At 33.1% G+C, this 26,936-nt stretch carries 29 protein-coding genes and 1 riboswitch; of the genes, 9 read left to right on the top strand and 20 right to left on the bottom strand.

What is annotated here, in order from left to right:
• Nucleotides 1-258: 258 nt before the first annotated feature.
• Nucleotides 259-1,230 carry a 2-hydroxyacid dehydrogenase family protein gene (locus tag ACFVRR_RS06535; protein WP_387326031.1) on the top strand — a complete coding sequence of 324 codons (972 nt, stop codon included), beginning with the start codon at nt 259-261 and terminating at the stop codon, nt 1,228-1,230.
• Nucleotides 1,231-1,576: 346 nt separating this feature from the next.
• Here the strand turns inward: ACFVRR_RS06535 and metQ are convergent, their stop codons facing one another.
• The 8 genes from metQ to ACFVRR_RS06495 form a co-directional block, all read right to left on the bottom strand.
• The gene (gene metQ, locus ACFVRR_RS06530) at nt 1,577-2,398 is read right to left on the bottom strand and encodes a methionine ABC transporter substrate-binding lipoprotein MetQ (protein WP_387326028.1); all 822 of its coding nucleotides are present in this window, start codon (nt 2,396-2,398) and stop codon (nt 1,577-1,579) included.
• A 22-nt stretch (nt 2,399-2,420) separates the two neighbouring features.
• Nucleotides 2,421-3,089, bottom strand: coding sequence for a methionine ABC transporter permease (locus ACFVRR_RS06525; RefSeq protein ID WP_331224681.1), 669 nt, complete (start codon nt 3,087-3,089; stop codon nt 2,421-2,423).
• 1 nt (nt 3,090) lies between these two features.
• Nucleotides 3,091-4,098, bottom strand: a complete 1,008-nt coding sequence (locus ACFVRR_RS06520; RefSeq protein WP_387326025.1) for a methionine ABC transporter ATP-binding protein — start codon at nt 4,096-4,098, stop codon at nt 3,091-3,093.
• A 140-nt stretch (nt 4,099-4,238) separates the two neighbouring features.
• Nucleotides 4,239-4,351, bottom strand: a riboswitch (SAM riboswitch).
• 77 nt (nt 4,352-4,428) lie between these two features.
• Entirely contained in the window at nt 4,429-4,791 is a 363-nt protein-coding gene (locus tag ACFVRR_RS06515) for a hypothetical protein (protein WP_097976302.1), read from the bottom strand.
• 203 nt (nt 4,792-4,994) lie between these two features.
• The gene (locus ACFVRR_RS06510) at nt 4,995-5,318 is read right to left on the bottom strand and encodes a thioredoxin family protein (protein WP_097976300.1); all 324 of its coding nucleotides are present in this window, start codon (nt 5,316-5,318) and stop codon (nt 4,995-4,997) included.
• A gap of 15 nt (nt 5,319-5,333) precedes the next feature.
• Entirely contained in the window at nt 5,334-5,684 is a 351-nt protein-coding gene (locus ACFVRR_RS06505; RefSeq protein WP_088014517.1) for a ribonuclease M5, read from the bottom strand.
• Nucleotides 5,685-5,900: 216 nt separating this feature from the next.
• Nucleotides 5,901-6,284: a glycine cleavage system protein GcvH gene (gcvH, locus tag ACFVRR_RS06500; protein WP_098428612.1), complete on the bottom strand. Its 384-nt coding sequence runs from the start codon at nt 6,282-6,284 to the stop codon at nt 5,901-5,903.
• A gap of 46 nt (nt 6,285-6,330) precedes the next feature.
• Nucleotides 6,331-6,687 carry an arsenate reductase family protein gene (locus ACFVRR_RS06495; RefSeq protein WP_387326021.1) on the bottom strand — a complete coding sequence of 119 codons (357 nt, stop codon included), beginning with the start codon at nt 6,685-6,687 and terminating at the stop codon, nt 6,331-6,333.
• Between the two features lie 518 nt (nt 6,688-7,205).
• On the opposite strand from ACFVRR_RS06495, the gene ACFVRR_RS06490 reads away from it, so the two are divergent.
• Both ACFVRR_RS06490 and ACFVRR_RS06485 read left to right on the top strand, forming a co-directional pair.
• Nucleotides 7,206-7,934 carry a helix-turn-helix domain-containing protein gene (locus tag ACFVRR_RS06490; protein WP_387326019.1) on the top strand — a complete coding sequence of 243 codons (729 nt, stop codon included), beginning with the start codon at nt 7,206-7,208 and terminating at the stop codon, nt 7,932-7,934.
• The gene (locus ACFVRR_RS06485; RefSeq protein ID WP_387326017.1) at nt 7,935-8,174 is read left to right on the top strand and encodes a hypothetical protein; all 240 of its coding nucleotides are present in this window, start codon (nt 7,935-7,937) and stop codon (nt 8,172-8,174) included.
• Nucleotides 8,175-8,503: 329 nt separating this feature from the next.
• Here the strand turns inward: ACFVRR_RS06485 and ACFVRR_RS06480 are convergent, their stop codons facing one another.
• From ACFVRR_RS06480 to ACFVRR_RS06470, 3 genes are all read right to left on the bottom strand, one after another.
• Nucleotides 8,504-10,288, bottom strand: coding sequence for an acyl-CoA dehydrogenase family protein (locus ACFVRR_RS06480; RefSeq protein ID WP_098565772.1), 1,785 nt, complete (start codon nt 10,286-10,288; stop codon nt 8,504-8,506).
• Nucleotides 10,289-10,358: 70 nt separating this feature from the next.
• A complete protein-coding gene (locus ACFVRR_RS06475; protein WP_387326015.1) occupies nt 10,359-11,534 on the bottom strand; it encodes an acetyl-CoA C-acetyltransferase in 1,176 nt (391 codons plus the stop codon).
• 20 nt (nt 11,535-11,554) lie between these two features.
• Nucleotides 11,555-13,936 (bottom strand): 3-hydroxyacyl-CoA dehydrogenase/enoyl-CoA hydratase family protein, encoded by a 2,382-nt coding sequence (locus ACFVRR_RS06470; protein ID WP_387326074.1) that lies wholly within the window; start codon nt 13,934-13,936, stop codon nt 11,555-11,557.
• 249 nt (nt 13,937-14,185) lie between these two features.
• On the opposite strand from ACFVRR_RS06470, the gene ACFVRR_RS06465 reads away from it, so the two are divergent.
• Nucleotides 14,186-14,326, top strand: a complete 141-nt coding sequence (locus ACFVRR_RS06465; RefSeq protein WP_091023494.1) for a YuzL family protein — start codon at nt 14,186-14,188, stop codon at nt 14,324-14,326.
• 175 nt (nt 14,327-14,501) lie between these two features.
• Here ACFVRR_RS06465 and ACFVRR_RS06460 read toward each other — a convergent pair whose 3' ends face one another.
• Together ACFVRR_RS06460 and ACFVRR_RS06455 are read right to left on the bottom strand one after the other, a co-directional pair.
• On the bottom strand, nt 14,502-15,419 hold the full coding sequence (locus tag ACFVRR_RS06460) for a proline dehydrogenase family protein (protein WP_098232477.1): 918 nt from the start codon (nt 15,417-15,419) through the stop codon (nt 14,502-14,504).
• A gap of 192 nt (nt 15,420-15,611) precedes the next feature.
• Nucleotides 15,612-15,866: a DUF2573 family protein gene (locus tag ACFVRR_RS06455; protein ID WP_387326011.1), complete on the bottom strand. Its 255-nt coding sequence runs from the start codon at nt 15,864-15,866 to the stop codon at nt 15,612-15,614.
• A 264-nt stretch (nt 15,867-16,130) separates the two neighbouring features.
• Here ACFVRR_RS06455 and ACFVRR_RS06450 point away from each other — a divergent pair, with 264 nt between their 5' ends.
• From ACFVRR_RS06450 to ACFVRR_RS06435, 4 genes are all read left to right on the top strand, one after another.
• Nucleotides 16,131-16,934: a formate/nitrite transporter family protein gene (locus ACFVRR_RS06450; RefSeq protein WP_387326009.1), complete on the top strand. Its 804-nt coding sequence runs from the start codon at nt 16,131-16,133 to the stop codon at nt 16,932-16,934.
• A 114-nt stretch (nt 16,935-17,048) separates the two neighbouring features.
• Entirely contained in the window at nt 17,049-17,867 is an 819-nt protein-coding gene (locus ACFVRR_RS06445; protein ID WP_387326007.1) for a GDSL-type esterase/lipase family protein, read from the top strand.
• Nucleotides 17,860-18,777 (top strand): ABC transporter ATP-binding protein, encoded by a 918-nt coding sequence (locus ACFVRR_RS06440; RefSeq protein WP_387326004.1) that lies wholly within the window; start codon nt 17,860-17,862, stop codon nt 18,775-18,777. Before ACFVRR_RS06445 ends, ACFVRR_RS06440 begins: the two co-directional genes overlap by 8 nt.
• 25 nt (nt 18,778-18,802) lie before the next feature.
• On the top strand, nt 18,803-19,762 hold the full coding sequence (locus tag ACFVRR_RS06435; protein WP_387326071.1) for an ABC transporter permease: 960 nt from the start codon (nt 18,803-18,805) through the stop codon (nt 19,760-19,762).
• Between the two features lie 62 nt (nt 19,763-19,824).
• Here ACFVRR_RS06435 and ACFVRR_RS06430 read toward each other — a convergent pair whose 3' ends face one another.
• The 7 genes from ACFVRR_RS06430 to ACFVRR_RS06400 form a co-directional block, all read right to left on the bottom strand.
• Nucleotides 19,825-20,709: a cation diffusion facilitator family transporter gene (locus tag ACFVRR_RS06430; protein ID WP_097976382.1), complete on the bottom strand. Its 885-nt coding sequence runs from the start codon at nt 20,707-20,709 to the stop codon at nt 19,825-19,827.
• Between the two features lie 128 nt (nt 20,710-20,837).
• Nucleotides 20,838-21,536 carry a tryptophan 2,3-dioxygenase family protein gene (locus ACFVRR_RS06425; protein WP_387326001.1) on the bottom strand — a complete coding sequence of 233 codons (699 nt, stop codon included), beginning with the start codon at nt 21,534-21,536 and terminating at the stop codon, nt 20,838-20,840.
• Between the two features lie 13 nt (nt 21,537-21,549).
• Nucleotides 21,550-22,173 carry an arylformamidase gene (gene kynB / locus ACFVRR_RS06420; RefSeq protein ID WP_387325999.1) on the bottom strand — a complete coding sequence of 208 codons (624 nt, stop codon included), beginning with the start codon at nt 22,171-22,173 and terminating at the stop codon, nt 21,550-21,552.
• Nucleotides 22,174-22,185: 12 nt separating this feature from the next.
• Nucleotides 22,186-23,460, bottom strand: a complete 1,275-nt coding sequence (gene kynU, locus ACFVRR_RS06415; protein ID WP_387325996.1) for a kynureninase — start codon at nt 23,458-23,460, stop codon at nt 22,186-22,188.
• A gap of 173 nt (nt 23,461-23,633) precedes the next feature.
• Nucleotides 23,634-24,428 carry an ABC transporter permease subunit gene (locus ACFVRR_RS06410; RefSeq protein ID WP_387325993.1) on the bottom strand — a complete coding sequence of 265 codons (795 nt, stop codon included), beginning with the start codon at nt 24,426-24,428 and terminating at the stop codon, nt 23,634-23,636.
• A 23-nt stretch (nt 24,429-24,451) separates the two neighbouring features.
• A complete protein-coding gene (locus ACFVRR_RS06405; protein ID WP_387325991.1) occupies nt 24,452-25,249 on the bottom strand; it encodes an ABC transporter permease subunit in 798 nt (265 codons plus the stop codon).
• A 6-nt stretch (nt 25,250-25,255) separates the two neighbouring features.
• The gene (locus ACFVRR_RS06400; protein WP_387325989.1) at nt 25,256-26,140 is read right to left on the bottom strand and encodes an ABC transporter ATP-binding protein; all 885 of its coding nucleotides are present in this window, start codon (nt 26,138-26,140) and stop codon (nt 25,256-25,258) included.
• 162 nt (nt 26,141-26,302) lie between these two features.
• On the opposite strand from ACFVRR_RS06400, the gene ACFVRR_RS06395 reads away from it, so the two are divergent.
• Nucleotides 26,303-26,896 carry a TetR/AcrR family transcriptional regulator gene (locus ACFVRR_RS06395; protein ID WP_097976269.1) on the top strand — a complete coding sequence of 198 codons (594 nt, stop codon included), beginning with the start codon at nt 26,303-26,305 and terminating at the stop codon, nt 26,894-26,896.
• The last annotated feature ends 40 nt before the right edge of the window (nt 26,897-26,936 follow it).

The raw sequence follows: 26,936 nt of genomic DNA, 5'->3' as shown, positions 1-26,936 counted from the left end.
CCATTTAAAGATCAAAAAATGCTAATTTTATCATTATAAAATGTTCACTTAAAGTTCGTTTCCCCTATTGACGATTTTATATTTCAACACTCTGATAAAAAAGCAGACTTGTGTCTGCTTTTTTATGTTGCTGATAGACCTTAAAAATAAATATATTCTTTAAATTGCCAGATACTAAATTAAACAAAAACTTGAAACTTCATTTATAATAAAAACGTTATTATTCATTTATTAAACTGTTGAAAGAAGGTTTCTAATTTGGCACATATCTTGGTAGCGGGAAAAATCCCAGAAAAGGCAGAGGAATTATTAAAAGATCATCATGTCATTGTTTATGAAAATGAGCAATTAATTACAGAAGATGAATTGTGTGAGCTTGTTGGTGGGGTAGATGCAATTTTAAGTTTACTATCCACACCAATCACAAAAAGAGTAATTGATGCTGCTAAAAATGTAAAAATTATTGCTAACTACGGAGCAGGATTTAATAATATCGATGTAGATTATGCAACTAGTAAGGGGATCCATGTTACAAACACTCCTCTCGTTTCTACAGACGCAACTGCAGAGCTAACTTTTGGAATTCTCTTAGCTGTTTCGAGAAGAATAATCGAAGGAGACGAACTTTGCCGTACAAAAGGTTTTGAAGGGTGGGCTCCATTATTCTTTAGAGGAACAGAAGTATCAGGAAAAACTTTAGGTATTTTCGGTTTTGGAAATATCGGGCAAGCAGTAGCCAAACGAGCTAAGGCGTTTAATATGAATATTATTTATCATCAACCAAGAAGATTAAGTACTAAACTCGAACAAGAATTAAATGCCACATACGGATCAATGGATGAACTTTTACAGACTTCTGACTATATTACCCTTCATTGTCCTTACAAACCCGAGCTACACCATTTATTTGGAAAAGAAGAGTTTTACAAGATGAAAGATACTGCGTTTTTTATCAATGCAGCTAGAGGCCCTTTAGCAAACGAACAAGAATTAGTAGACGCATTAAAAGAAGGTGTTATTGCAGGTGCTGCTCTAGATGTATTTGAATTCGAACCAAAAATAACAGAAGAACTAAAATCACTTACAAATGTTGTATTAACACCTCATATCGGAAATGCAACATATGAAACTCGTGAAGCTATGTCAGAAATAGCAGCTAAAAATATTATTGAGATTATGGCTGAACGACCACCAATCTCACCTGTAAATCAAATCCTTGTGAAGAATTAAAAATAAAAAGGGTTGTTTCATAAGTTAGATTCACTGACTTATGTACACCCCTTTCTTATTATTTAATTACAAGTACTTTTGTGTCGGAAGTATTTTCGTTCATTTGTTGTTTGTAATCGGTCTTTTTATAAATAATTAGTAGTTTTTTATTCGATTCAGAAAGATCTGAGCGTATTTACTAAACTTTCACATAAAAGTCTCTACAACTTTAAGGGCGTAATACCTTTACTAGTATAGGTAATTTTCTACTTTATTTGCGAATCTCTAAATTTAATTGCAGTTACTAGTTTTTATAAAAAAGAGGGTTCCCATAAAAGTTACAACTGGGATACCCTCTCTTTTCATATTATTGACTTACAGGTACTACTGCACCTTTATATTTTTTAATGATGAAATCTTGAATTTCTTTAGAGTGTAATACTTTTACAAGTTCTTTGATTTCTTTTTTATCTTTGTCACCTTTACGAACAGCGATAATGTTTACATATGGAGATTCTTTACCTTCTAAAGCAATAGCATCCTTCATTGGGTTTAATCCAGCATCAATCGCGTAGTTTGTGTTAATTAACACTGCATCGCCTTCATTGTTTTGATAAACTTTTGGAAGCATTCCAGCATCTACATCAGCTTGGAATTTTAAGTGTTTTGGATTCTCAGCAATGTCTTTAATTTGAGCTGTAGTTTGATCAATTCCAGCTTTAAGTTTAATTAAACCTTCTTGTTGTAATAGGCTTAACATACGACCATGGTCAGCTACTGAGCTACTCATGATAATTTTAGCTCCATCTGGTAGTTCATCTAAGCTCTTATATTTTTTAGAGTAAACTCCGATCGGCTCGATGTGGATTCCACCAGCGTTTTCAAATTTATAACCATTTTCTTTCATTTGAGATTCTAAATATGGAATGTGTTGGAAATAGTTTGCATCTAATTCTTTTGAAGCTAGTGCTTTATTTGGTAATACATAATCTTGGAATTTAACAATTTTTAAGTTAATTCCTTCTTTTTTAAGGATCGGTTTAGCTTGTTCTAAAATAACTGCGTGAGGTACGTTTGATGCACCAACCACTAATTCTTTATTTTTATCTTCTCCGCCTTTATTACATGCTGCTAAAGATAATGCTAAAACACCTGCTCCTAAAATTCCTACGATTTTTTTGAATTTCATTGTTAGTTCCTCCCTTATATGATTAAGCTCTTTTATCTATTTTTGTTGTTACTAAATCACCAATAAATTGAAGAATGAATACGATTAATAAAATAATTACTGTCGCAACAAGCGTTACTTGGTTATTAGAACGTTGGTATCCTTCCATAAATGCTAAGTTACCAAGTCCACCACCACCTACTACACCAGCCATTGCTGTATAACCAACAATTGCGATTGTAGTAACAGTTAAGCCTGAAATAATTGCTGGTAATGCTTCTGGAATTAATACTTTTAGGATGATTGTAAAGGTACTAGCTCCCATTGCTCTTGCAGCTTCGATTACACCTTTATCAATTTCACGTAATCCGATTTCGACCATCCTTGCATAGAATGGTGCAGCACCAATAATTAATGCAGGTAATGCTGCTTTTGCTCCAAGCATAGAGCCAAGTATAAAGATCGTAAATGGAATTAATAAAATAATTAAAATGATAAACGGTATTGAACGAAAAATATTTACAAACGCTGCTAGGATTGTATTAAAAAATTTATTTTCAAGTAACTGGTCTTTACTAGTTAAAAATAAGAATAAACCTATTATTAGTCCAAAAATGAACGTTGCAAGCGCAGCTATTACTGTCATGAATAATGTTTCTTGAGTAGCTAAAAGCATTGCATCCCAATCAACATTCGGAAAAAGTTGTGTCATCTTATGCTACCTCCACTTCAACTTGTTTTGATTCTAAGTAAGCAATTGCTTCTTTGATGTTATTTATGTCTCCAACAAGTTGAATCTTCATTGTCCCATAAGAGCCTTCAGCAGTTTGAACAATTTTTCCTTGTAAAATGTTAATCTCTATATCAAAGTGCTTAACAACCTCAGATATATGCGGCTGATCTGCTTGACCATTTTTAAAGGTTAGCTTGTAAGTATTATCCTTCCCATCACCTTCAGAAATTACTTCACTGTCTTCATCATTGCCTTTGATTTGCGTTACAAATTTCTTTGTAATTGCTTGTTTAGGACGAGTAAATACATCAACAACATGGCCTTCTTCTACTACATTTCCGTTTTCCATTACAGCTACTCGTTGGCATATCTTTTGTATAACATGCATTTCATGAGTAATCAGGATAATTGTAATACCTAGCTGTTTATTAATATTTGTCAGTAAAGCTAATATTGAATCTGTTGTCTCTGGATCTAATGCAGAAGTCGCTTCATCGCATAAAAGAACATCTGGGTTATTAGCAAGTGCTCTTGCAATTCCAACGCGTTGCTTTTGACCTCCACTAAGTTCAGAAGGATAAGCATTCTCTCTACCTTCAAGACCTACAAGTTTGATTAATTCTTTCGCACGATCAATGCTTTCCTTTCTTGAAACTTTAGCAATTTCAAGTGGGAAAAGTATATTTTCTAATACTGTTCTGGACCACAATAAATTAAAATGTTGAAAAATCATTCCTATTTTCTGTCTTGCTTTTCTTAATTGACTAGATGAACATTTCGAAATCGATTGACCATTAATAACCACTTCACCTGATGTAGGTGTCTCAAGCCCATTTAGCATACGTAATAGCGTACTTTTCCCTGCGCCGCTATATCCGATCATGCCAAAGATTTCACCTGCTTCAATAGTTAACGAAACATTTTGTACTGCGGTAACTGTGCCCTTTTTACCTTTGTATATTTTACTTACATTATTTATTTGAATCATACATTCGTTCTCCTTTCAAAACATTCTAACAACTCATCTTTCAATTTTTTGTAAGTAAGTACTTTTTTAGTCTCGTAAAAATAAAAAAACCTTTCAACTCATATGAGCAGAAAGGTTTAACATACAAAAAGTATTCCTTTCTCTCATCTCTCAAAGCACATGCTTTGCAGGAATTAGCACCATTTCAATGACGATCTCATTGACGGTTGCTGGGTTTCATAGGGCACAGTCCCTCCACCTCTCTCGATAAGAGTAATCTTACGATCTATTAAGTTGTTTAACGTAATTTCTTTAACGTAAGTCCAATTCTACAAAGTTAGACACTAGTTGTCAACAATTTTCTAAAAGTTTTTTTTCGTTTTCAACACTTGTATATTGAAAAATCGTTTCCATTAGTAGTAATAATCGATAGTTCCCTTCAAAAGAAGCATCTTTCAGTTTTAATAAAAGTCCTAATCTTTGCGAACCTGAATTTAAATATTCCCATCCATCTTTCGAAAAATTAACTCTAAGTTGCGGAATCGAACGATCAATTATCTCTATAAAAGGAGCCTTTTTACTTAACTTTATAAATAATTTTTCATTTAGACAGTTAAATTCTACAATTCTTTCTTCGATGGGCAAAATAATTTGTAAATATTCTTTTTTTATAAATAAGTTTCTAGCTTGTCCAATCCACTCCTTGATTTCCATAATAAACACCTCTTCTTGGATTCTTTAATCTTATTTTCTCATAGATAAGAGGTGTATTCTTTATATTTCGCTCGACATTTACTTTGATAAAAATCTATATTTTAATTTTATTTCTACAGCATTCAACTCATTTCCCGAGAAATATGTCTAATATCAGGAAATATTTTAAGCCAAATAAAAAGAGTGCAACATTCAGTATGCACTCATCGTTTAATATATAAATTATATTTTTTTAACAATTCATGTAAATATGGTACTGACTGGAAAGCGTAGATTTTTTGTTTCATTTCCCCATTTTCAAAAATAAGTAAACAAGGTACACTTTCAACCTTCCAGTTTTGAGCTTCTTCCACTATTTCATTAATATTCACCTTGCTTATAGGTAAATTTGGCAGAATCTCATTTACAATTTCTAGCATTTTAGAAGCTACTTGGCATGTACCACACATTGCGGTATAAATATAAATAACTGTCGTCTCTTTTGATTGAATTCTTTGCATTATTTCATTCTTTGTCCATTGCTGCATGATCTTTAATCCTCTTTAATTTGTACGTAAATAATCTGTAAATACTAAAATATCCGCCCCTAATAATACACTAGCTAAATGTTGACTCGGAGCTGTTGCCACTTCTCGATAACTTCTATCAATGTACAGATGCTCTGCCTGTGGAAATTCTCTTTTTAACAGTCTTCTAAGCTTTTCACCAGCCTCATCTGCATCTACTAACACATAAATTTCTCTTAAATCTAACATTTCAGCAAGCTCATCTAGCTTTGAAGTACCAACTGTACCATTCGTACAGATAATATCTACAGGCTCCTTTATAATCGTCTGTATCTTTCTCTTATCAGTAGTACCTTCGACAATGATAACTTTTCTTTGATCTTCAATATTCACTGGGCATCACCTAATGTATAGGACTCAAAAACTTTTGACTAAAAATCTTTTGTATATAGTATATTCGATTTCCCTTTTGTTGTTTCCTTTTTTTACCTAAATGAAAATGTCCCTTTAAATTATGTTTTATGTAAATAAGTTAAGCTTTATTACATTTATTATACACATAAAATAAAAAAGCGCCCAATTTGGACGCTTAATTTTAGATAATTAGTCTTGATTAATCATTTCTTCGTATTGACCAGCAGTCATTAACTCATCAAGTTGAGAAGCGTTTGTAGCTTCAACAACTACCATCCATGCTTTTTCGTATGGAGATTCGTTTACGAATTCAGGGTTTTCATCTAGATCAGAGTTTACTTCGATTACTTTACCACTGATTGGAGCATATAGTTCAGATACTGTTTTTACAGACTCAACGCTACCGAATGGCTCATTAATAGTAAGTTCATCGCCTACTTCTGGTAGCTCAACAAATACGATATCTCCAAGTTCTGATTGAGCAAAATGAGTAATACCGATATAGTATTTGTTACCTTCAACTTTTACCCACTCATGTTCTTCTGAATAACGTAGTTCATTTGGAATTGACATTGTGAAATCCTCCTCTGATTAATTACCTAAAATTTTATAGTTATTTTTATAACCAAACCTTTTCAAATACTTCCTCATTAAAACCAACTGTCGCCTGATCTCCATTAAAAAGTAGAGGTCTTTTGATTAACTTACCATCTGAGCTTAAAAGTTCTAATAGCTCGTCCTCAGTTTTTGTTGGAATAACATCCTTCAATCCAAGCTCGCGATATTTAACGCCACTTGTATTAAATAATTTATTTATAGAAATTCCGCTTGCTTTATAAAGATCAGCAAGTAACTCCTTTGAAGGTGGATTTAATGTAATATCAATTGCTTCAACCTGAACATTATGTTCCTTAAGCCAAGAAGCGGCTTTTCGACAAGTTCCACATTTTGGATATGTATAAAAAATGATACTCATTTTAGCAACTCCTCCCATATTCTATTTTATCACAGGGAATATACGAGTTAAAATAGTTCCGTTCGAAAATTCTGTAATAAATTGTCGCACAACAACATTATAACAACATTCACTCACTCAAACTAGTATAATGTTCGTGTTTATGGTGTTTTCGAATCGAAAATCAGATTATTTTTTTGATATAAAGTTTTTTCTAAATATTTTCTACTGAAGAATTAAACTTTTCTCAGCATTTACTAGTATGGCACAATTTATGGAAAAAATATCCTTTAAACTTTTATAAATAATAAATGAAGATAAAATTGTTCATTTTAAAGGAAGACTGACCGATCATTTTGGTTCTAGCACTATCTTCACAATTGTATTTTAATTCCCTAAACTTTCTTTACGTCAGAATATTGAGAATTTATATAAAATTTTAGTAAAATAAAGCATTAGGTACATTCACAGACTAATAATATTTGGATTCCTTTATATAAAATGATTTAAATCATACTAAAAGAAAGAAGGAAACGAAAGTGAATAGTAAGTTACTTAACAAAATCTTACGCCAAATGCAAGAGAATAATTTGAATAAGACAATGCTATCCAAAAAGTCCGGTCTTCATTTAAGTGAAATAAGTAGAATTTTAAATAGCAAACAATCTCTGTCGTTACACAATTTAGATTCATTAACAAAAGCTTTCGAGTTGGTTGAAGATACATTTTATATGTATTATGTAGCTGAGTGTTTTCTTGAAAATGGATTTTTAAATAAACGAAGAAGTGAACCATTTTTATATACTTGTGCTGCAAAAGGATTCGAGGAACCGCTTCAGCAATTATTAGATACATTATTGGAAGAAAGATCGAAGCCTATTCTTACAAAAAATTTAGATCATGTTTTTACTGTTGCAGAAGCACTTTTTAAGGATGGTAAAGAGAAAGAATCGTTGTGCTTATATGAGATTATTATTGAAAGCATGCCAAATCATTTTTCTGAGCAGGTTGCCATTAGCTATTTTAGGAAATTTTATTTGGTAAGGGGTACTGAAGAAAAGGAACAAGCTATAACATTAGCTCTAAAGCACTTGCCATATATGCCACACGATTTCCAAATATTAACTTATAAATGGATAACACAAGTGTATTACGAGAATAATCAATGGGACAAGACAATGTATTATGCAAAGAAATTAGAGCTCACAGCCAGAGAAGTATATTACTATGGAAGAGCTCTCGCATACCAAGGGTTTGCACTAATTTAGTTGGGTGGTATTTTAGATGAAGTATTAGAACTTGCTGACCGATCTGCTAAGGCTAGTAAAATCCATAAAGAGTATGCAATAGGAAATCGTTATATCACATATATAGAATTTGGACAATATGATTGTTTGGATCAGTTTCTTTCTTGGATTGAAAACAGAAATACCGTTCAGGATTATCATATAGGTTTACCATATATACTAGAAGGGTTTGTAAAATCAGGACGTATAATAGATGCCTAAAATCTAGTAAACGCTTCCAACATATTTTTGAAGAGATTAATATTAGTTTAGATCAATATTTACATTATCGTTATGCCCTTGCTTTGTATTATTGCGCACAAGATAAGTTTGATGAAGTCCTTCATGAACTTTTAGATGTAGCGAATAAAGCTTATGAATTCAAACACTTACAGAGATTTAAACAATGTCTTCAAATGTACTGGAAGTTTAAGTCTCAAATTAACATTGAACATGAAAAGAAATTTATTCAGTTATTAACTTAATCTTGCTAGTTTTTTCAATAATAAGAGAAAAAAACTGCCAATCAACAGATCGGCAGTTTTTTAATTTTATACAGTATAACGTTCTTCATCTAATACATTTGCTGCAATTTCACGTTTCTTCGCAATGACATTAATTGGCGTATGACGTGTAAACTTACGAAGTGCTGAAGTCATCATTCTTAATGTATCACCAGACTCCACAGCAACAAGTGTTTCTTTCGCATGAGCTTCGATTTCATTAAATGCTTCTTGGCAGAAAACTTGAGTATAAAGTAATTTTTGGTTTGATTTTTCTAAGCCTACTTTATTGATGGCTTTTTCAGTACGTAGAACTGTGGATTCCATTGCGTAAATATTACTTACGATATCTGCAATATTTACTAGAATCTCTTGTTCTGTGCTTAATCCTTTACCAAATTTTTGAACTGCTAAACCAGCGATCATGATTGCGATTTTTTTCGCATTACGTACTAAATATTTTTCTTGCTCTAAAGGAGCGTCTCCAACTTCTTCAGGCATTAACATCATTAACTCTTCTTGAATTTGTTGAGCTTGTTGAAGTAATGGAAGCTCTCCGCTCATTGCTTTTCGAAGGTAAGTGCTTGGTACAATTAAACGATTAATTTCGTTTGTTCCTTCAAAAATTCGGTTAATACGAGAATCACGGTAAATACGCTCAATTTCATATTCAGCCATGAAGCCATAACCACCGTGGATTTGTACTCCTTCGTCAGCTACATAGTCTAATACTTCTGAACAGAAGAATTTATTTAATGAACATTCAATTGCATACTCTGCTACAGCAGCTGCTACTGCTTTTGGATCTTTTGCTTGTTCTTCAGTTAATTGACTAAAGCGATCCTCAAAAAGTCCTACAGTACGATATGCTGAACTTTCACTTGCATAAATTTTTGTAGCCATATTTGCTAATTTTTCTTGAATTAAACTAAATTTTGCAATTGGTGTTTTGAATTGTTGGCGTTGGTTAGCATACGTTGCAGATAATTCTAAAGCACGTTTTGATCCACCAACTGTACCTACAGCTAATTTATAACGACCAATATTTAAAATATTAAATGCAATAACATGACCTTTTCCAATTTCACCTAAAAGGTTTTCTACAGGAACTTTTACATCTTCTAATATTAATGTACGAGTTGAAGATGATTTAATCCCCATTTTCTTTTCTTCTGGACCAGTCGAAACACCTTCATAATCTCTCTCAACGATAAATGCTGAGAAGTGCTCCCCATCAATTTTTGCATATACAACAAATACATCTGCAAATGCAGAGTTTGTTATCCATTGTTTCTCACCATTTAAAATGTAGTGAGTTCCTTCAGCATTTAATTTAGCAACAGTTTTTGCTCCTAATGCATCTGACCCTGAACCTGGCTCAGTTAATGCATAAGCTGCAAATTTCTCACCTGATGCTAATCCTGGTAAATAGCGTTGCTTTTGATCATGATTTCCAAATAATACGATTGGAAGTGTACCGATCCCTACGTGCGCTCCTTGAGAAAGTGAGAATCCACCACCACGTGAAATTTTTTCTGTAATTAATGCTGAGCTAATTTTATCTAGTGCGATTCCACCATACTCTTCTGGCACATCTGCAGCTAATAATCCTAGCTCACCAGCTTGTTTTAATAATCTTACAGTACGATCAAATTCGTGTTGCTCTAAATATTCTAATTCAGGTAAAACTTCATTAACTACAAAATCTTCAGTTGTTTTTGCAATTAATTTATGCTCATCTGAAAAATCCTCTGGTGTAAAAACTTTATCAAAAGTCACTTCTGTTGTTAAAAAGCTTCCGCCTTTAAGTAAGTTACCGATTGTTTTTTCCATCGTAAATTCCTCCTATTTTCTATTTACTTGTTTGAAGACATGATTCTACCAATCTATTTACGTCCATTTATTAGACTAATTCAAATACTCCGGCAGCACCCATTCCGCCACCTACGCACATCGTTACGATCCCGAACTGTTCTCCACGACGCTTCATCTCATGTAATAAAGATAAAGTTAGTTTAGTACCAGTACAACCTAGTGGATGCCCTAATGCAATCGCGCCACCGTTTACGTTTACTCGGGTCTCATCAAGACCTAAGTGACGAATAATTTGAATTGATTGAGAAGCGAATGCTTCATTTAATTCAAATATTCCAATGTCTGATAAGCTTAATCCTGCTAATTTAAGAGCTTTTGGAATTGCTTCTACAGGTCCAATTCCCATTACTTCTGGAGCTACGCCAGCTACTGCAAATGAACGGAATTTTAATAATGGACTTAGTCCTTCAGCTTCTGCTTTTTCACGATCCATTACTAATACTGCTGCTGCCCCGTCACTTGTTTGCGAAGAGTTACCAGCCGTTACTGAACCTCTCACATTAAATGCTGGTCTTAATTTAGCTAATACTTCAGAAGAAGTACCTTCACGAACACCCTCATCTTGAGAGAACGTAAAATTCTTTTCTTCTAATTTATTGTTTGCGTTAACCGAACGTAGCGTTACATCAACTGGAACGATTTCGTCTACAAAACGCCCTTCTTTAATAGCCGCTGCAGCGCGCTGATGACTACGCACCGCAAAAGCATCTTGATCTTCTCTTGAAATACCATAACGATTGGCAACCTGCTCAGCAGTATGCCCCATGCCCATATAATACTCTGGTGCATTTTCTACTAATCTACTATTTAAACGAGCAACATGCCCTCCCATTGGAAGTAAACTCATAGATTCTGCTCCGCCTGCAATAATAGCTTCAGAATGGCCTAACATAATTCGTTCACTTGCATAAGCAATACTTTGTAGACCTGAAGAACAATAACGGTTCACTGTAATTCCTGGAACTGAATGCGATAATCCAGCTAGTGCCCCAATATTACGCGCCATGTTGAATCCTTGCTCAGCTTCCGGCGAAGAGCAACCAAAAATAATATCATCGATTGGACCATCGTAATTTCCCGCACGCTTTAATGTTTCTTTTACAACTAATGCCCCTAAATCATCTGGACGAACTGTTGCTAGTGATCCTTTTTTCGCTTTACCTACAGGTGTTCTCGCACCCGCTACAATAACAGCTTCTCTCATGTTCTTCCCTCCATCTCCAATTAATTACGTAACGGTTTTCCTTTTACAAGCATGTGTTGCATACGAGCTTGAGATTTCATTTCAGAAATTAAACTTAAAAATGCTTCACGTTCAATATTTAATAAATACTCTTCGTCTACTAACGTTCCGAATGGTACTTTTCCACCTGCAATTACATACGCTAATTTCTTAGCAATAGTTAAATCATGTTCACTAATATAGCCAGAATAGTACATTGAGTTTGCACCAGCTAATAAAGTTGCATAACCAGACTCACCAACTACTGGTACTTTTTCACGAATCGGAGCGCTATAACCTGCTTCATATAACTCAAGTACTCGTTGTTTTGCTTCATAAATTAAGTGATCTGCATTAAATACTTTGCGATCATCATGATTTAAGAATCCATTTTCAAATGCTTCTTGAGCAGAAGTCGATACTTTCGCCATTGCAACTGTTTCAAATACTCGATTTGCAAGACCTTGCAAGTCAAACTCTACACCTTCTGGGAACTGTTTTAATTGTTTAATGTAAAGCTCTTTACTACCGCCCCCACCTGGGATTAAGCCTACTCCAACTTCTACTAAGCCCATATAAGTTTCAGAAGTGGCAACTACGCTAGCAGCTGGTAAACAAATTTCAGTACCGCCACCTAGTGTCATACCGTAAGGAGCTACAACTACAGGTTTATCTGAGTACTTAATTTTCATCATTGCTTGTTGGAATCCTTTAACAACCATTTCAATCTCAAAATAGTTGTCATCTTGCGCTTCCATTAAAATCATTGCTAAATTAGCACCAACACAGAAGTTTTTAGCTTGGTTACCAATTACTAAACCTTTATAATTCTTTGAAACTTCGTCAACTGCGAAGTTAATCATTTGCGTAATATCCATACCAATTGCATTGCTCTTTGTATGGAATTCTAAACATGCAACTCCATCTCCAAGGTCAATTAAACTCGCACCTGAATTTTGTTTAATAATACGACCCTGTTCTTTTAAAACACTTAATTTAACTTCTTTTTCGTTTCTTACTAGCTCTTCAAATTGTCCATTATGATAGAAACTAGTAACTCCATTGTCTTGCTTATAAAATGTTTCGTTACCACTATCGATCATATTCTTAACCCAATTCGGTACAGTTAGGCCTTCGCTTTCCATTCGTACAACTGATTTAGATACACCAATTGCATCCCAAATTTCAAATGGTCCTAAATCCCAGCCAAATCCCCACTTCATTGCTTGGTCAATTCCGACGATGTTATCAGAAATTTCACCAGACAATTCAGCTGAATAGACTATTACCGGGCTAATAATGCTCCATAAGAAATTACCTGCTCGATCATCAGCGTATACAAGCGCTTTCAACTTATTCGCTAAGCCTTTAACTTGTTTAATGCTTTCAGTCGAAGCCGTTTTTAGACTTTTTCTTTCTCCATATTCAAATGTACTTGGATCTAATTCTAAGATTTCTTTACCTTGCTTTAGGAAGAATCCTTGCCCAGACTTACTTCCAAGCCAATTACGATTAGCCATTTCCTTCATAAATTCTGGAACTTTAAATACTTCTTTCTCTTCGCCTTCTACTAGCTCATAAACATTGTTTGCAACATGGATAAATGTATCTAATCCAACTACGTCCAATGTACGGAATGTAGCACTAGAAGGGCGTCCAATCATCGGACCAGTAATAGAATCAACTTCTCCAACACTGTATCCGCCTTTTAGCATTTCTTGTACAGTTACAAGTAATCCGTAAGTTCCGATACGGTTTCCAATAAAGTTTGGAGTATCTTTTGCTAATACAACGCCTTTACCTAAAACGTCTTCTCCAAAACTTTTCATAAATGTAAGTACTTCTTCAGATGTATGTTTAGTAGGAATAACTTCTAATAATTTTAAATAACGTGGTGGGTTAAAAAAGTGAGTGCCTAAGAAATGTTTCTTGAAGTCATCTGAACAGTCTTCAGACATTGCTTCAATTGAAATACCAGATGTATTTGAGCTCACGATTGAGCCTGGTTTGCGGTATGCATCAACCCTAGCTAATACTTGTTTTTTAATTGCTAAATTTTCAACAACTACTTCAATAATCCAGTCAACTTCGCTTAAACGACTCATGTCATCTTCAAAGTTACCTGCTTGAATTAACGTTAAGTTTTTCTTAGATGCAAGAGGAGCTGGCTTTTGTTTTAATAATTTCTGAATAGCCGTTTGACTAAAGCGATTACGAAATTCTTTGGAGTCAGTAGAAAGACCTTTTGCAGCATCTTCCTCAGATAGTTCTCTTGGGACAATATCAAGTAGTAATGTTGGAATACCTATGTTTGCCAAGTGTGCAGCGATACCAGATCCCATCACACCAGAGCCGAGTACAGCGGCTTTTTTAATTTTTTGGATCATATGCATTTCTCCTCCTCATATCTTGAATGAATACTCATTCACTTTCTGGATAAACCAATCCATTATCAATGAGCCCTCTTCTTCCACTATATGATAAATTCTTATTTTTCGCAATAAACAAAAAGTTCAAATTAATAAAATTTTATTTATTATCTAATTACCTTCCTCTGCTTTTTTTATTACAATCCATTTTTTACTAATAACTTTATTTAAATAGGTTAGTCTAAGAAATGGAGGTGATAAGATATGAAACGTGAAAGAAATCCATCAAAGGGTGGAGTTAGTGCAGCAAGTGTTCAAGGTAATGCAAGTCATGGAGATCAAAAAGAAGAAAAAGGTAGACAAAGTAATAATCAGCAGTACGGTAAAAAAAACATGGGTCAGTAAGCTTTTTTCACTCAAATTTAATAGCAAAACTAGGACCTTGCTGACTAAAGCAATGATATGAATAATGTTGTTTTACTAATAACTACTTATCACAAAAAAATCCTGTATAAAGAGAAAAAGGCTGACTAAAAAGGATCCTCACTCAATCCTTTTTAGTTAGCCTTTAATTTTAGAATTATTTACTGAACATACCTTTTAATACGAACGCAACGTTTGCAGGACGTTCTGCAAGACGACGCATGAAGTATCCGTACCAGTCAGTACCATAAGGAACATAAACTCGCATATTATAGCCTTCTTTAACAAGCTCTAATTGGCGCTCTGTACGAATTCCGTATAACATTTGGAACTCAAATTGATCATTTGGAATATTATGTTCTTTTACTAATTGTTTTGTATATTCAATCATTGCTTCATCATGTGAAGCGATTGCAGTAAAGTTACCGTTTAATAAGTGCATTTTAATGATTTTTTTGAAGTTTTCATCCACATCTTTTTTCTCTGGGAATGCTACTTCAGCAGGCTCTTTATAAGCACCTTTTACTAAACGTAAATTTGGTTTTAAGCTGTTTAAATCTGTAATATCGTTTTCAGTTCTGTATAAATAAGCTTGAATAACTGTTCCGATATTATCGTACTCAGATCTTAATTGCTTAAAGATACGAATTGTTTTTTCACAACGAGTGAAATCTTCCATATCAATTGTAACGAATACACCATTCTTTTTAGCTGCCTCTAAAATACGACGCATGTTTGATAAAACTAACTCGTCAGAAATATCAAGACCCATCGAAGTCATTTTTAGAGAACATTGTGAATTTAATTTTTCTTTTCCAATCGCTTCAATTGCTTCGATACAGTGATCAGCCATTTCATTTGCTTCTTCAACCGTGTCAACGAATTCTCCAAGATAATCAATTGTTACTTTTAAATTCTTTTTATTTAAGTCCTTAATAACTTTTGTAGCTAAATCGATTGTTTCGCCTGCAACAAAACGTCCTGCACCAAATCTTAGGCCATATTTTTTAGCCATTTTAGTCAAAAACTTATTTTTAGACATAAATAAAAAAGCATTCTTCATAACTTGTTCCATTACTCTACCCCCAAAATTAAACTTTACTTTACTTTTCTCTATATATATTACTAATGTATCATCTATTGAAATTTGTTAAAACAATTATTTAATAATTTGTCGAATTTTGTTTATTGAAAAATGTATGCCCTTACTTAATATTATATTATCATAATTAATTACTACCGTCATCTTTGAAAATTATGGATAAATTTATTGCTTATTTTTGTTTGCCAAATGCTGATCATTTAACATTTTAATCTCTCTAATTAATTTAATAACTTCTTCTTTAGCTTGTGGATATTCTTTATTCCAATGATTTACAAATCTAGGCATTGTTTTTGATATGTATGTATACATAACCCATTTTTCTACCTTTGCTTGTTTTTCCTCTGACCAATCACCCAATAACAACTCCGTATAATCTTTTAGTAACGCATCAAATTTTGCTTCAAATTCATTTTCCAAACGAAATCACCTCTCCATATTATTACAAGTTTTCGAAATACAATTTGAATCTCTCCTTTTTTTACCTAAACTTGTTTACTATGAAATTATATTATATCTTCAACCAGTATTAAGGTGATTATTTACAAATGTAAAGTAAAAATAATAAATAATATATAACTTATTCAATTTCATAATTTGTTCATAATTTCACAAACTCATCTTCGTTTTTTGTTTGTATACTATGTATGTGTTAATCAAAGTACGCATAGGGAGTGAAAACATTTGGAACGTGATAGTATCCAATATTGTATCGATTTAGCTCTTAAAAAAAAGAAATTACTAGACCAAAGCTTAGTTAAATATTTAACACGCGCTGCTTTAGCTTCTATTTATATAAGCTTTATTCTCATTGTCTGTTTAAAATTAGCCGAATTATTTAGATTACAAAATTCACCATTTTCATCTGTAGCTTATCCACTGGTTTTCTCTACAGCATTAATTATGATTATTTATGGTGGTGGAGAATTATTTACTAGTAATACGATGTATTTTACCTTCTCAACATTAGCTAAAAAAACTTCAAAACTAGATTTAGTAAAAAACTGGATTGCATGTTACTCAGGCAATATTATTGGAGCATTTATTTTTGCGATTATTTATTTTTTTACTGGTTTAGCAAAAGATTTTCCTGCTGATCATTTCTTAACAAGCGTAGTCGACCATAAAATTCACGCATCATTTTTCCACTTATTTTTTAAAGGTATTTTATGTAATTGGCTTGTCTGTCTTGCTTGTTTTTTACCAACTAGATTTAAAGATGATTTAGCAAAAATGTTACTGATCTTTTTATTAGTCTTTGCTTTCTTCTTCTCTGGTTATGAACATAGTATCGCAAATATAGCTGTCTTTACATTATCTTACATTATGCCACATGATGTAGCCTTTTCTTTTAGTGATGTATTGCATAATTTAATTCCAGTGACACTTGGAAATATTATTGGTGGTTCAGTTGGTGTCGGAATGGCATATTACTTCTTAAATAATGAACAAAAATTAGAAGTAAAAGAATTAAAACGTGCTTCATAAAACAAAAAAACCTGTCTTCTTTTTATGAGGACAGGTTTTTTCGTGCAAATCTAATTTTATTATGGTAATAATGATTTTATAATGAAAATTTTTCCTTTTTTGGTGGTGTGAAATTTGAAATACAATCATTTTGTTCGGTTTATCATGTTCATTTCATTACTTTGTTTTCTTCTATTATCATATGGCTTCGTGAAAGGTGCTTATTCTGTTTTAAATCCTCAAAAAAGCAAATTAATCGTGAATAATAACGCTCAGAAAAATAATCAAAATGACAGTGTTCACAAAAATAATAAACTGAAGATTGTTGCATTAGGAGACTCACTTACGCGTGGTGTCGGTGATGATGAAGGAACAGGTTATGTAGGGAGATTAAAAACCATTCTACAAAAAGAGTATAAACAGCCAACAACAATCACTAATTTAGCTGTTAGTGGCGCAAAAACATCAAATTTACTTAACGATTTAAAGAAAAATAATATACAAGAAACGATTGGCACTGCGGACATAATAGTTCTTTCCATTGGAAGTAATGATTTATTTCCTGGCGCTAATCAATTAAATGAACAATTTTTAAAGACATATCGACCAGATGAAAAAACGTTTAAAAATAATCTTCAATCAATTTTTAAACTAATACGTCAAAAAAATACTACAGCATCTATTTATGCGTTTGGATATTATAATCCATTTCATAATGTTCAAGGTTTGGATGCATCTTCAAGCTTTGTTTCTAGATGGAACAATCTACTCGAATTATCGGTACTTCAAACTAATAATGCATACGTCATTCCAACATTCGATTTATTTTTTAACGAAGAAAAGAAATATTTGTACACTGACCATTTTCATCCGAACAAAGACGGTTATATAGAAATGGCCAATCGCTTAACTAGTAAAATAGGAAGTCAGCTTCGAGGTGAGTCGAATGAATAAAGTTCTTAAATTAGAGGGTGTTACAAAGAGTATTAAAGGAAAAGTACTAGTCGATAACGTTTCATTTGAAGTTTATGAAGGTGAAGTATTTGGCTTTCTAGGTCCAAATGGAGCTGGAAAAACAACAACTATACGAATGCTAGTCGGATTAATCAAACCATCAAAAGGAACAATTGAAATCGCTGGTTATCCTGTTAAAACTCATTTCAAAGAAGCGATGCAACAAATTGGATGTATTGTAGAGAATCCAGAATTATACGGTTATTTAACTGGATGGGAAAATCTAAATCAATTTGCGAGAATGTTAGGGATTAAAGATGATAAAAAAATAAGTGAAGTCGTAAATTTAGTAAAATTAAAGGATCGAATTCATGAAAAAGTAAAGACGTATTCACTCGGGATGAAGCAAAGATTAGGAATTGCTCAAGCATTACTTGGAGGTCCTAAACTTCTTATTTTAGATGAACCAACTAATGGATTAGACCCAGCCGGTATTCGTGAATTGCGTGAATTTATTCATATGCTTGTTAAAGAGCAAAATATAAGTGTATTTATTTCAAGTCATTTATTAAGTGAAATCGAAATGATTTGTGATCGCGTAGGAATTATAAATAAAGGGAAAATGATTAGAGTTTCAACAGTAAAAGAATTAGTAAAGGAAGCTGCTGAAAGAGTTGAATGGCGAGTTTCTCCAATAAAAAAAGGGCTAGATATATTAAAAAAGGATTCTACGATTCAAGATATCATAATAAAGGATGAGCTTATACTGTGCCGAATGTCTCCTCTTAATATAAATGAGGTCATTCAACAATTCGTAGCAGAAGATGTGCAAGTGAATGGTGTTAAAACAATGTCTGAAACATTGGAAGATTTATTTATGGAAATGACTGGAGGCGAAGTTCGTGGCTGAACTAATTAGACTCGTCTTTAACGAAATTGAAAAAATGGTAAGGAAAAGAAGAATACTTGTTATTTTTTTCATTTTAGCAGTGTTAATCCCTATTTTTGTTTATGCTCAACTGCAGCAAACTGAAGAAACAATTAAAAGACTTGGTACTGATAATTGGAAAGTAGCACTTCAACAAAAAATAGTCGACCAACAAAATAGATTAAATTCATCAGGAATACCTGAAGAATGGAAAAGTTGGTTAAAGGTTCAAATTGATCAAGAGCAATATTATTTGGATAACGACATAAACCCTACTACTCCAGGTGCACCTACATTTATACGAAAATTAATTGAACAAAGTATTGGGTGGCTACTTTTACCTTTATTGGTCATGGTCATCACAATCGATATTATATCTGGTGAGCGCAGCGACGGTACGATAAAAATCCTTCTAACCCGTCCCATCAAAAGATGGAAGGTGTTACTTAGTAAATACATATCCATTTGTTTATTAATCTCTTTTCTACTCGTTCTATACGGCGTATTGGCATATGTCGTTTCAGGATTTGTTTTTAGCTTTAAGGGCTGGACAGTACCTGTGTTAACAGGATTTGTCATCAAAAATAACCAGCTACTAACTGATTCGGTTCAACTGATCCCCCAATGGCAATACGTTATTATGGCCTTTGGACTTGCTTGGTTTGTTTGTATAATAATCGGAACTCTTTCATTTATGGTATCCGTATTAGTACGAACAACACCCGCTGCAATGGGTATTATGCTAGCCGCTTTAATAACAGGAAGCGTTCTAAGCGGACTCGCTACATCATGGTCAGGAGCAAAATATTTCTTTAGTGTAAACCTTGGCCTAACTGACTACTTAGCCGGTCAACTCCCGTCCATCGAGGGATTAAACATGCACTTCTCTCTTATGAATTTATCAATATGGGGAATATCAGCATTACTAATCTCTTTCATCGTATTTATTAAGCAAGATATGAATTAAATAAAAAGGGAATTGAAAAAGTTTAAATTCTTTTTCAATCCCCTTTCTCGTTATTATCCAACTTAATCCTTTCCTGCTCTCCCTGACCTTAATGGCTCAACATGAATGTGCGTATATTGGATTCCATGTTGTTCACTTAAGATCATTTCGATTTGGTCTGTGATACCATGACTTTTACTCACATCTATTCCGCCGTCTACTTCAATGACTACATCTGCGATTGTTGTATTCCCGTACATTCTTGCTCTTAAATCTACAACTTTATGTACGCCTGGTACTTTATCAACTGTTTCAGTAAAAAGATTCATTTCCTCTGGATCGAATCCATCCGTTAATAGGAGGGTTGCATCATAAAAAATCTCCCATGCTGTTTTGCAAATTATCGCACCTACTAAAATGGCCGCGATTGGATCGATAATAGGAAAACCAATCGAAGCACCTAGAACACCAATCGTCGTTCCGAAGCTAACTAATGCATCGGAAAAATTATCTTTTGCTGAAGCCTCAAGCCCCTTACTCTTTGTTTTCTTGGCAACTTTATTATTATAAAAATAAATGCCAAACATAAAAATTCCAGAAGCAAATGCCACTACAGCCGCTAGTCTATTCGGAGTCTCATATTCTCCAACGAAAAGTGATCGAATATTTTCAATAATAACCTGTAATCCAACCGACATCATAATAAAAGACGCAATTAAAGTAGCTATTTGCTCTGCTCTTGAATGTCCATACGGATGGTCTAAATCTCTCGGTTTTCTTGCGATTCTGATTCCGATAAATACAGCCAATGTTGCACCAATATCAGTCACATTGTTAAGTCCATCAGCTAAAAGAGCACTAGAATTTGTATAAAAACTAACAAGTATTTTTACACTCGCAAGAACTAAGTAGGAAATAACACTTAAAAAAGCAGCAAAGTCTAATTGCTTTTGAAGATTTTTTTCCATGAACTCACCCCGCTCTAATAAAAAATCATATGGGCTTATCATACCCAAAATGCAATTTTTCCATTTTAAGTAAAAAAAAAAACAGATCCGAATAATCGAATCTGTTTTTCTCCTATCAACCTTTTAAATTAAAGTGGCTTTGGATTATAGCTTGATCCAGTTAAATCTGTTAAGTCACAAACCGTTTGCCATAATTCAGGATAAAATTCAAATCGTACAGCACGTTCTAATGCTTCTGCTGGTACTCCTTTTAAGCTCTTTGTATTCATACCAATCATGCGACGAACAAGTTGAATATGCTGTCTGCGGAATGATTGGAATCTTTCATCGAAGCAAGTTAATTCTTGCATTAATTGGAATAACTCAAAGTTTTTAGCTGCATCTTGATGTAATTGAACAGGTGTAAGTAAATTTTCATCTAATAAATCTTTAAATGGCTGCCAAAGTGTTGGACCTAATTTTAAGATTTCATTAAATCCTGGAGAATCTTGACCGCTACCTCTTCCTAAAGCTAAACGAATAATATGATAGTCACTTGGACTTACTAGTTTTACCATGTCAAAAACCGCTGGTAAATGTACTAAATGATTATTAATGCGTTGTAAGTGATGTGTTGCTTTCGCAACCTCTTTTGCACGCATATGTTTATCTGCAAAATGAATAGATTGGATGATTAATTTAAAATGCAACTCAGCAATTTGGTGAACCGTTTGAAACGTTAATTCATCCGGACAAAATAATTCTTCATCAGGTTTTTGTAAGCTTAATAATTCTTCTGTTCGAATATACTTCTCGTAATCTGTCAATTTTTTTTGCTCTTGTGTCATTTCCTTTTTCCCCCTAAACTAATTTACGTAAAACCGCTCGTACTGGACTACCATCTGCATCTGTTAATGGTAGGGGTAATGCAATAAGCTCATACTCACCTGGAGTTACATTTCTTAAATCAATCGATTCGAGAATATGAATACCGGCATGATGAAGAGCATGATGTGCTTCTAGTTCTTTACTATCAAGTGGGTCAACTGAAGGTACATCTACTCCAACTAATTTAACGCCTTTTTCGTGTAAAAACTCTGCTGCATCCTTTTCAATATGTGGAATTCTCTCTGGGAAAACGCTATCATTTTTCCATGAGTTTGTTTTAATTAAAAGACGTTCTACACCATCGAATTGAAAAGCTTCTAAATCCGACTTTTTAATGCGATCTACTTCAATCAGCTCGATTACTTTTGCAATGCCTACATATAAATTAGGATCTAAATCTATGACTCTCTTTCCATTTTCATCAAAATGAAATGGCGCATCAATATGCGTTCCAGTATGAGTACTTAAAGTTAACTTCCCAACATTAACAGAGCCACTTTCTTCTTTTGTCCAACTTAATTGGAACGAAAAATTTGTATCACCTGGCCATACAGGCATACCATCTTCAAGTCTTCTTGATATATCGATTAATGTCATTTTATACAACTCCTAAGCGATGATTTCTCGTTCATTCTTAAACTGTTCATATTGTTTCTCGACCATGATTTTCTTTAAGATTTGTACACTATTCCAAATATCTACATAAGAAGTATAAAATGCGATTGGTGCTAATCTGATTACGTTTGGTGATCTAAAGTCTGGAACAATCCCATTTAACTTTAATGCTTTACAAATCCTTGCAGCATCATCGTGTTCAAGACAAACATGTCCACCACGATATGAATCATCAAGTGGATTACCAATTGTAAAATCAAAATCACTTAAATCTTCATTGATTAAGCTCATTAAATAAGCTGTACTGTGTAATGATTTTTCGCGAATTCGCTCAATTGTAGCTTCTTTATACATTTCAAGTGAGCCAGCAAGCGGCGCCATGCTTAGAATATGTGGTGTACCGATTTGATAAGCACCAGCTGTATCAGATGGAACAAATTCATGCTTCATATCGAACTGCTTTTCTTTATTTGAACCGAACCAACCAGCTAATCCAGGCATTGTTCCTAAATGCTTTTCGTGAACGAATAAACTTCCCACTCCACCTGGTCCACTATTTAAATACTTATAATTACACCAATAAGCAAAATCCACATCCCATTCATGGAACTTATGAGGAATTGCGCCAACAGAATGGCATCCATCAAAACCAATTACAATTCCACGCTCATGTGCAGCTTTTGTTAGGCGCTCTATATCTAATAATTGACCGCTTCGATATAAAACAGTTGGAAGAATAATTAAGGCAATTTCATCAGTCATTGCTTCAATAATGTCATCTTCTCTAATTGTTCGACCATCACGGCTTTTAACTTGAATTAAGTGAGTTGCTGGTTCAAAGCCCTTTAATTTTAATTGACTTTGAATAGCATAAATATCTGACGGAAAGTTTAATTCATCCGCTAATATTTTCGTTTTTTGACCATTTGGGTGATAAAAAGATGCAATTAATTGATGAAGATTTGTAGTTGTTGAACCAGTTACAATCACTTCATTCTCTTTTGCCCCGACTAATGGTGCACTTAATGCTCCCAATTTTTCTGCAAAATAATACCATGGATGATCGCCCTGCATCCATCCATCGATTGCAAGTGTCTTCCATGAATCTAATAAATCTAGTAAACTTTGTTCTGCTCTTTTTGAAAGAAGTCCTAGCGAATTTCCATCTAAATAGATCGTATTAGGTTGTAAGTAGAACTCATCACGATATTTTGATAATGAATCTTTTTGATCTAGAAATTCTGCAAATTCTTTTGTTGGTTGAAACATCCCCTCGTTTTACCCCCTTGCAAGAAATAACCTACTATAATAAAGGTATTGCGATTAATAATATATGTCAATATTTTCTGAATATAATATTTAATAAAAAAAGTGTCAACAAATCCAAAATATTCCTATCTTAGATTTTGACACAATTTATTCTTCTATTTAATTGCTTTTCCCTACAAATGTAAGTCCCGTTTCCTAAACGAAACATACGTAACAATCGTTAATATAATAATTAATCCGATCGATATAGTTGTATAAATACCGTCAAAACCTCCACCATACATAATATTTTTCGCTTCAAAGTACTTAAACGGCGTAAGATATTTCAAGCCTTCAATCCGATCATCTAAATCAATTGCAATTGATATGATAAATGTGATTAGTAGAATACCAGTTGCATAAGAGGCAGCCTTTTTAGAATTTTTACAAACTGCAGCTATAGCTGAACCAATTACTAAAAATAATAGCTGTAAAATAAACATCCCGACCATTACCACAGCTATATCACCATTTACATGCTCACCTTTACTATACTTTCCTACTATTAGTACGCTAGATATCCACGTAATACCGTTAAAAATAAGGACGTTTACTAGAGCACTCATTAATTTAGAAGTTATGATCTTCATTCTAGAAATAGGTTTTACAAATAAAAACTCGGCTGTTTTATCTCGCTCTTCTTTCGCAATGATATTAGCCCCTAACATTGCCGCATGAATCGTTGCCATTAAATATAAATATAAAACTAAGATGCCAAAATATCCGCTTGCCTTTGATAAATCTAGTGCTCCTGAGCCCATAATAGCTTGAAGAGATTTCGGCATTTGATTAAAAAGGTCGGTTATTTGGCCATTGGATGCTGTAGCTTTATATTTTGCCATTCCACTACCGACTAAAAAAACAATTCCGATACACCAAAAAATAATCGATTTTCGATATGTCTTCATTTCTCTTAAAAATAAATTCATTTCAACCCTCCCTTTCCTATAAGTTATACCGCGTGAATATCCCTTTTCTTATAAATCATGTAGCTTACAATGATTGAAACGAGAATAATTCCAATCGACGCGAATAAAAAGTTTGATTCAAATTTTGAATGAGCAATGATATATTTCGGTTCAAAATATTTAAAAGGTGATAGAAAACGTTTGGCATTACTTTCATCTGTTGCTACTACCATACCAACTACGAAAAATCCAAAAACAATCGCAAGAGAAATTGATAGTACCGCTTTGATTTTTGGGAATACAACTGATACTAAAATGCCTATTCCAAAAAATAGTAATTGTGTTATATATAATGATACAGAAAGTAAAATAATTGACTTACTACTATATTCCGCTGTTTTTACATGCTGAGCCATCATAATCGTTGCGACTAAATAGAATACATTTGTAATCGCTAAAGAAACAACACCTGCAAAAATCTTTGAAGTTATAACTTTTATTCTAGTTACTGGTTTTGTTAGAAGAAAATCGGCTGTTTTTTCACGTACTTCCTTTGAAATAATTGAAGTACCTAAAATCATGGCTTGAATTGCTCCACAAAGTGAAATATAAATGAATACGTAAGAATAAAATCCTAAAACATTTCCAAAGCTCTCAATTTCAAGTCCAAGTGCTTTTCTTACACCCTCAGGATAACCCTCTAACACTTTTGAGAATTGTACATAATCCTTTGCTATAGCTGGAAATAAAGATAAGAAAAAAACGACGATTGCCATTAAAGAAGCTGTCCAAATAAAGGTGGATTTCCGATAAGCTTTTAATTCATGTAAAAAAATATTCATTGCTTATTAGGCCTCCTTTTCATAATAATGTAAGAAAATTTCCTCCAGGTCAGGCTCTTCAATCCATAAGTTTTCAATTTCGATTTCCGCTATTTTCTTTAAAACTTTATTTATATTACCTTTAAAAATAAAGCTAATCGTTTTACCTTTGATTTCAATATTATTTACACCTGGTATATTGAAGAAATTTGAATCTACACCGTTTTGACTATCTATTTTAAATCGTTTGTAATTGTTTTCTTGTAATGTGCTTATTTTTTCTACTGTCACAATCTTACCTTCTTTAATAATTGCAACTCGATCACATAAACGCTGGACTTCACTTAAAATGTGAGATGAAAATAAAATCGTTGCTCCTTTTTTGTTTTCCTCCTCTAATAAGTCAAAAAATCTTTGTTGCATTAAAGGATCAAGACCACTTGTCGGTTCATCCAATATGATTAACTTCGGTTCATGAAGTAATCCTTGGACAATCCCTACCTTCTTTTTATTCCCTAAAGATAAATCATCAATTTTCTTCGTTAAATCGAGGTCCATTACTTCAGCTAATTCTTTTATTCGTTTCGTGCAATCTTTTTTATAAAAACTAGCTGAGTATTTTAACAAATCCATCACTTTCATATTGTCATAATAAAAAACTTCAGATGGCAAATAACCGATTTCTTTTTTTATTTCTGGAGCAAACTGTACACAGTCCTTTCCAAATATTTTTGCACTACCACTCGTTGGGTAAATTAACGAGAGTAAAGTTCGAATTGTAGTTGATTTACCTGCACCGTTTGGACCGATAAATCCGAATATTTCTCCCTCTTCTATATTGAAGCTTATATCTGTGATACCCCTTGAATTGCCATAGGTCTTCGTTAAATTATTAATTTCAATCGCGTACATAAATGAACCTCCCGCTTTGTTTTGAAATATTCCGTTGTGATTATTACAAAACTAGTATATACCTCAATTCTAAAAATGAGAATATGTTTTGAAATAATTTTAATAAAATATTTCAAAACATGATATACTATTTTATAGATCATGACGGAGGTATCGATATTATTGGATGGATATAAAAAACGAACTCTGCAGAAGATGGAGAGCATTGAAAAAAGTACAACTAAATTATTGTCATTACCTTTAAATGATATAAAAATAGCAGATATTGCAAAGTTAGCGAATGTATCACAAGTATCAATTTACAATTATTATGGTAGTAAAGAAGCCCTACTAAAAGCTACAATTATTCGATTAATGGATCAACAATACGAAGAAACAAAACAAATGCTTTCAAGTGATATTCCATTTAAAGAAAAAATTAAAGAATTATTTATTCGTAAGAAAAACGGTCTTGATATAATTAATCTTGAAATGTTTACAGCATTAATGAAAAAAGACCCTGAACTACAAGAATTAGTTTTAGATTTTACAATGAACAAATCATTCAAATTGCTGATTTCCCTAATCGATGAAGGACGTTCACTAGGTTTAGTTCGAAATGAGGTTCAAAACAAAACATTACTAATCTATATCCAAGTCTTGAGCCAAGCCTTTTTAAATATGGACCAAACAACCTCACAATATATTCAACAAAAAGAAGTAGTAGATGAAATTATGAATATATTCTTATATGGATTACTGAAACAAGAGGACTAAAATAGAATAGTTATAGTAAAGGCATCCTTGGACAAAGATG

It is taken from the genome of Gottfriedia sp. NPDC057948, assembly GCF_042887255.1.
Classification (GTDB): domain Bacteria; phylum Bacillota; class Bacilli; order Bacillales; family Bacillaceae_G; genus Gottfriedia.
The sequence above is the reverse complement of the archived record's forward strand: the minus strand, read 5'-3'. Positions and strand labels throughout refer to the sequence as shown.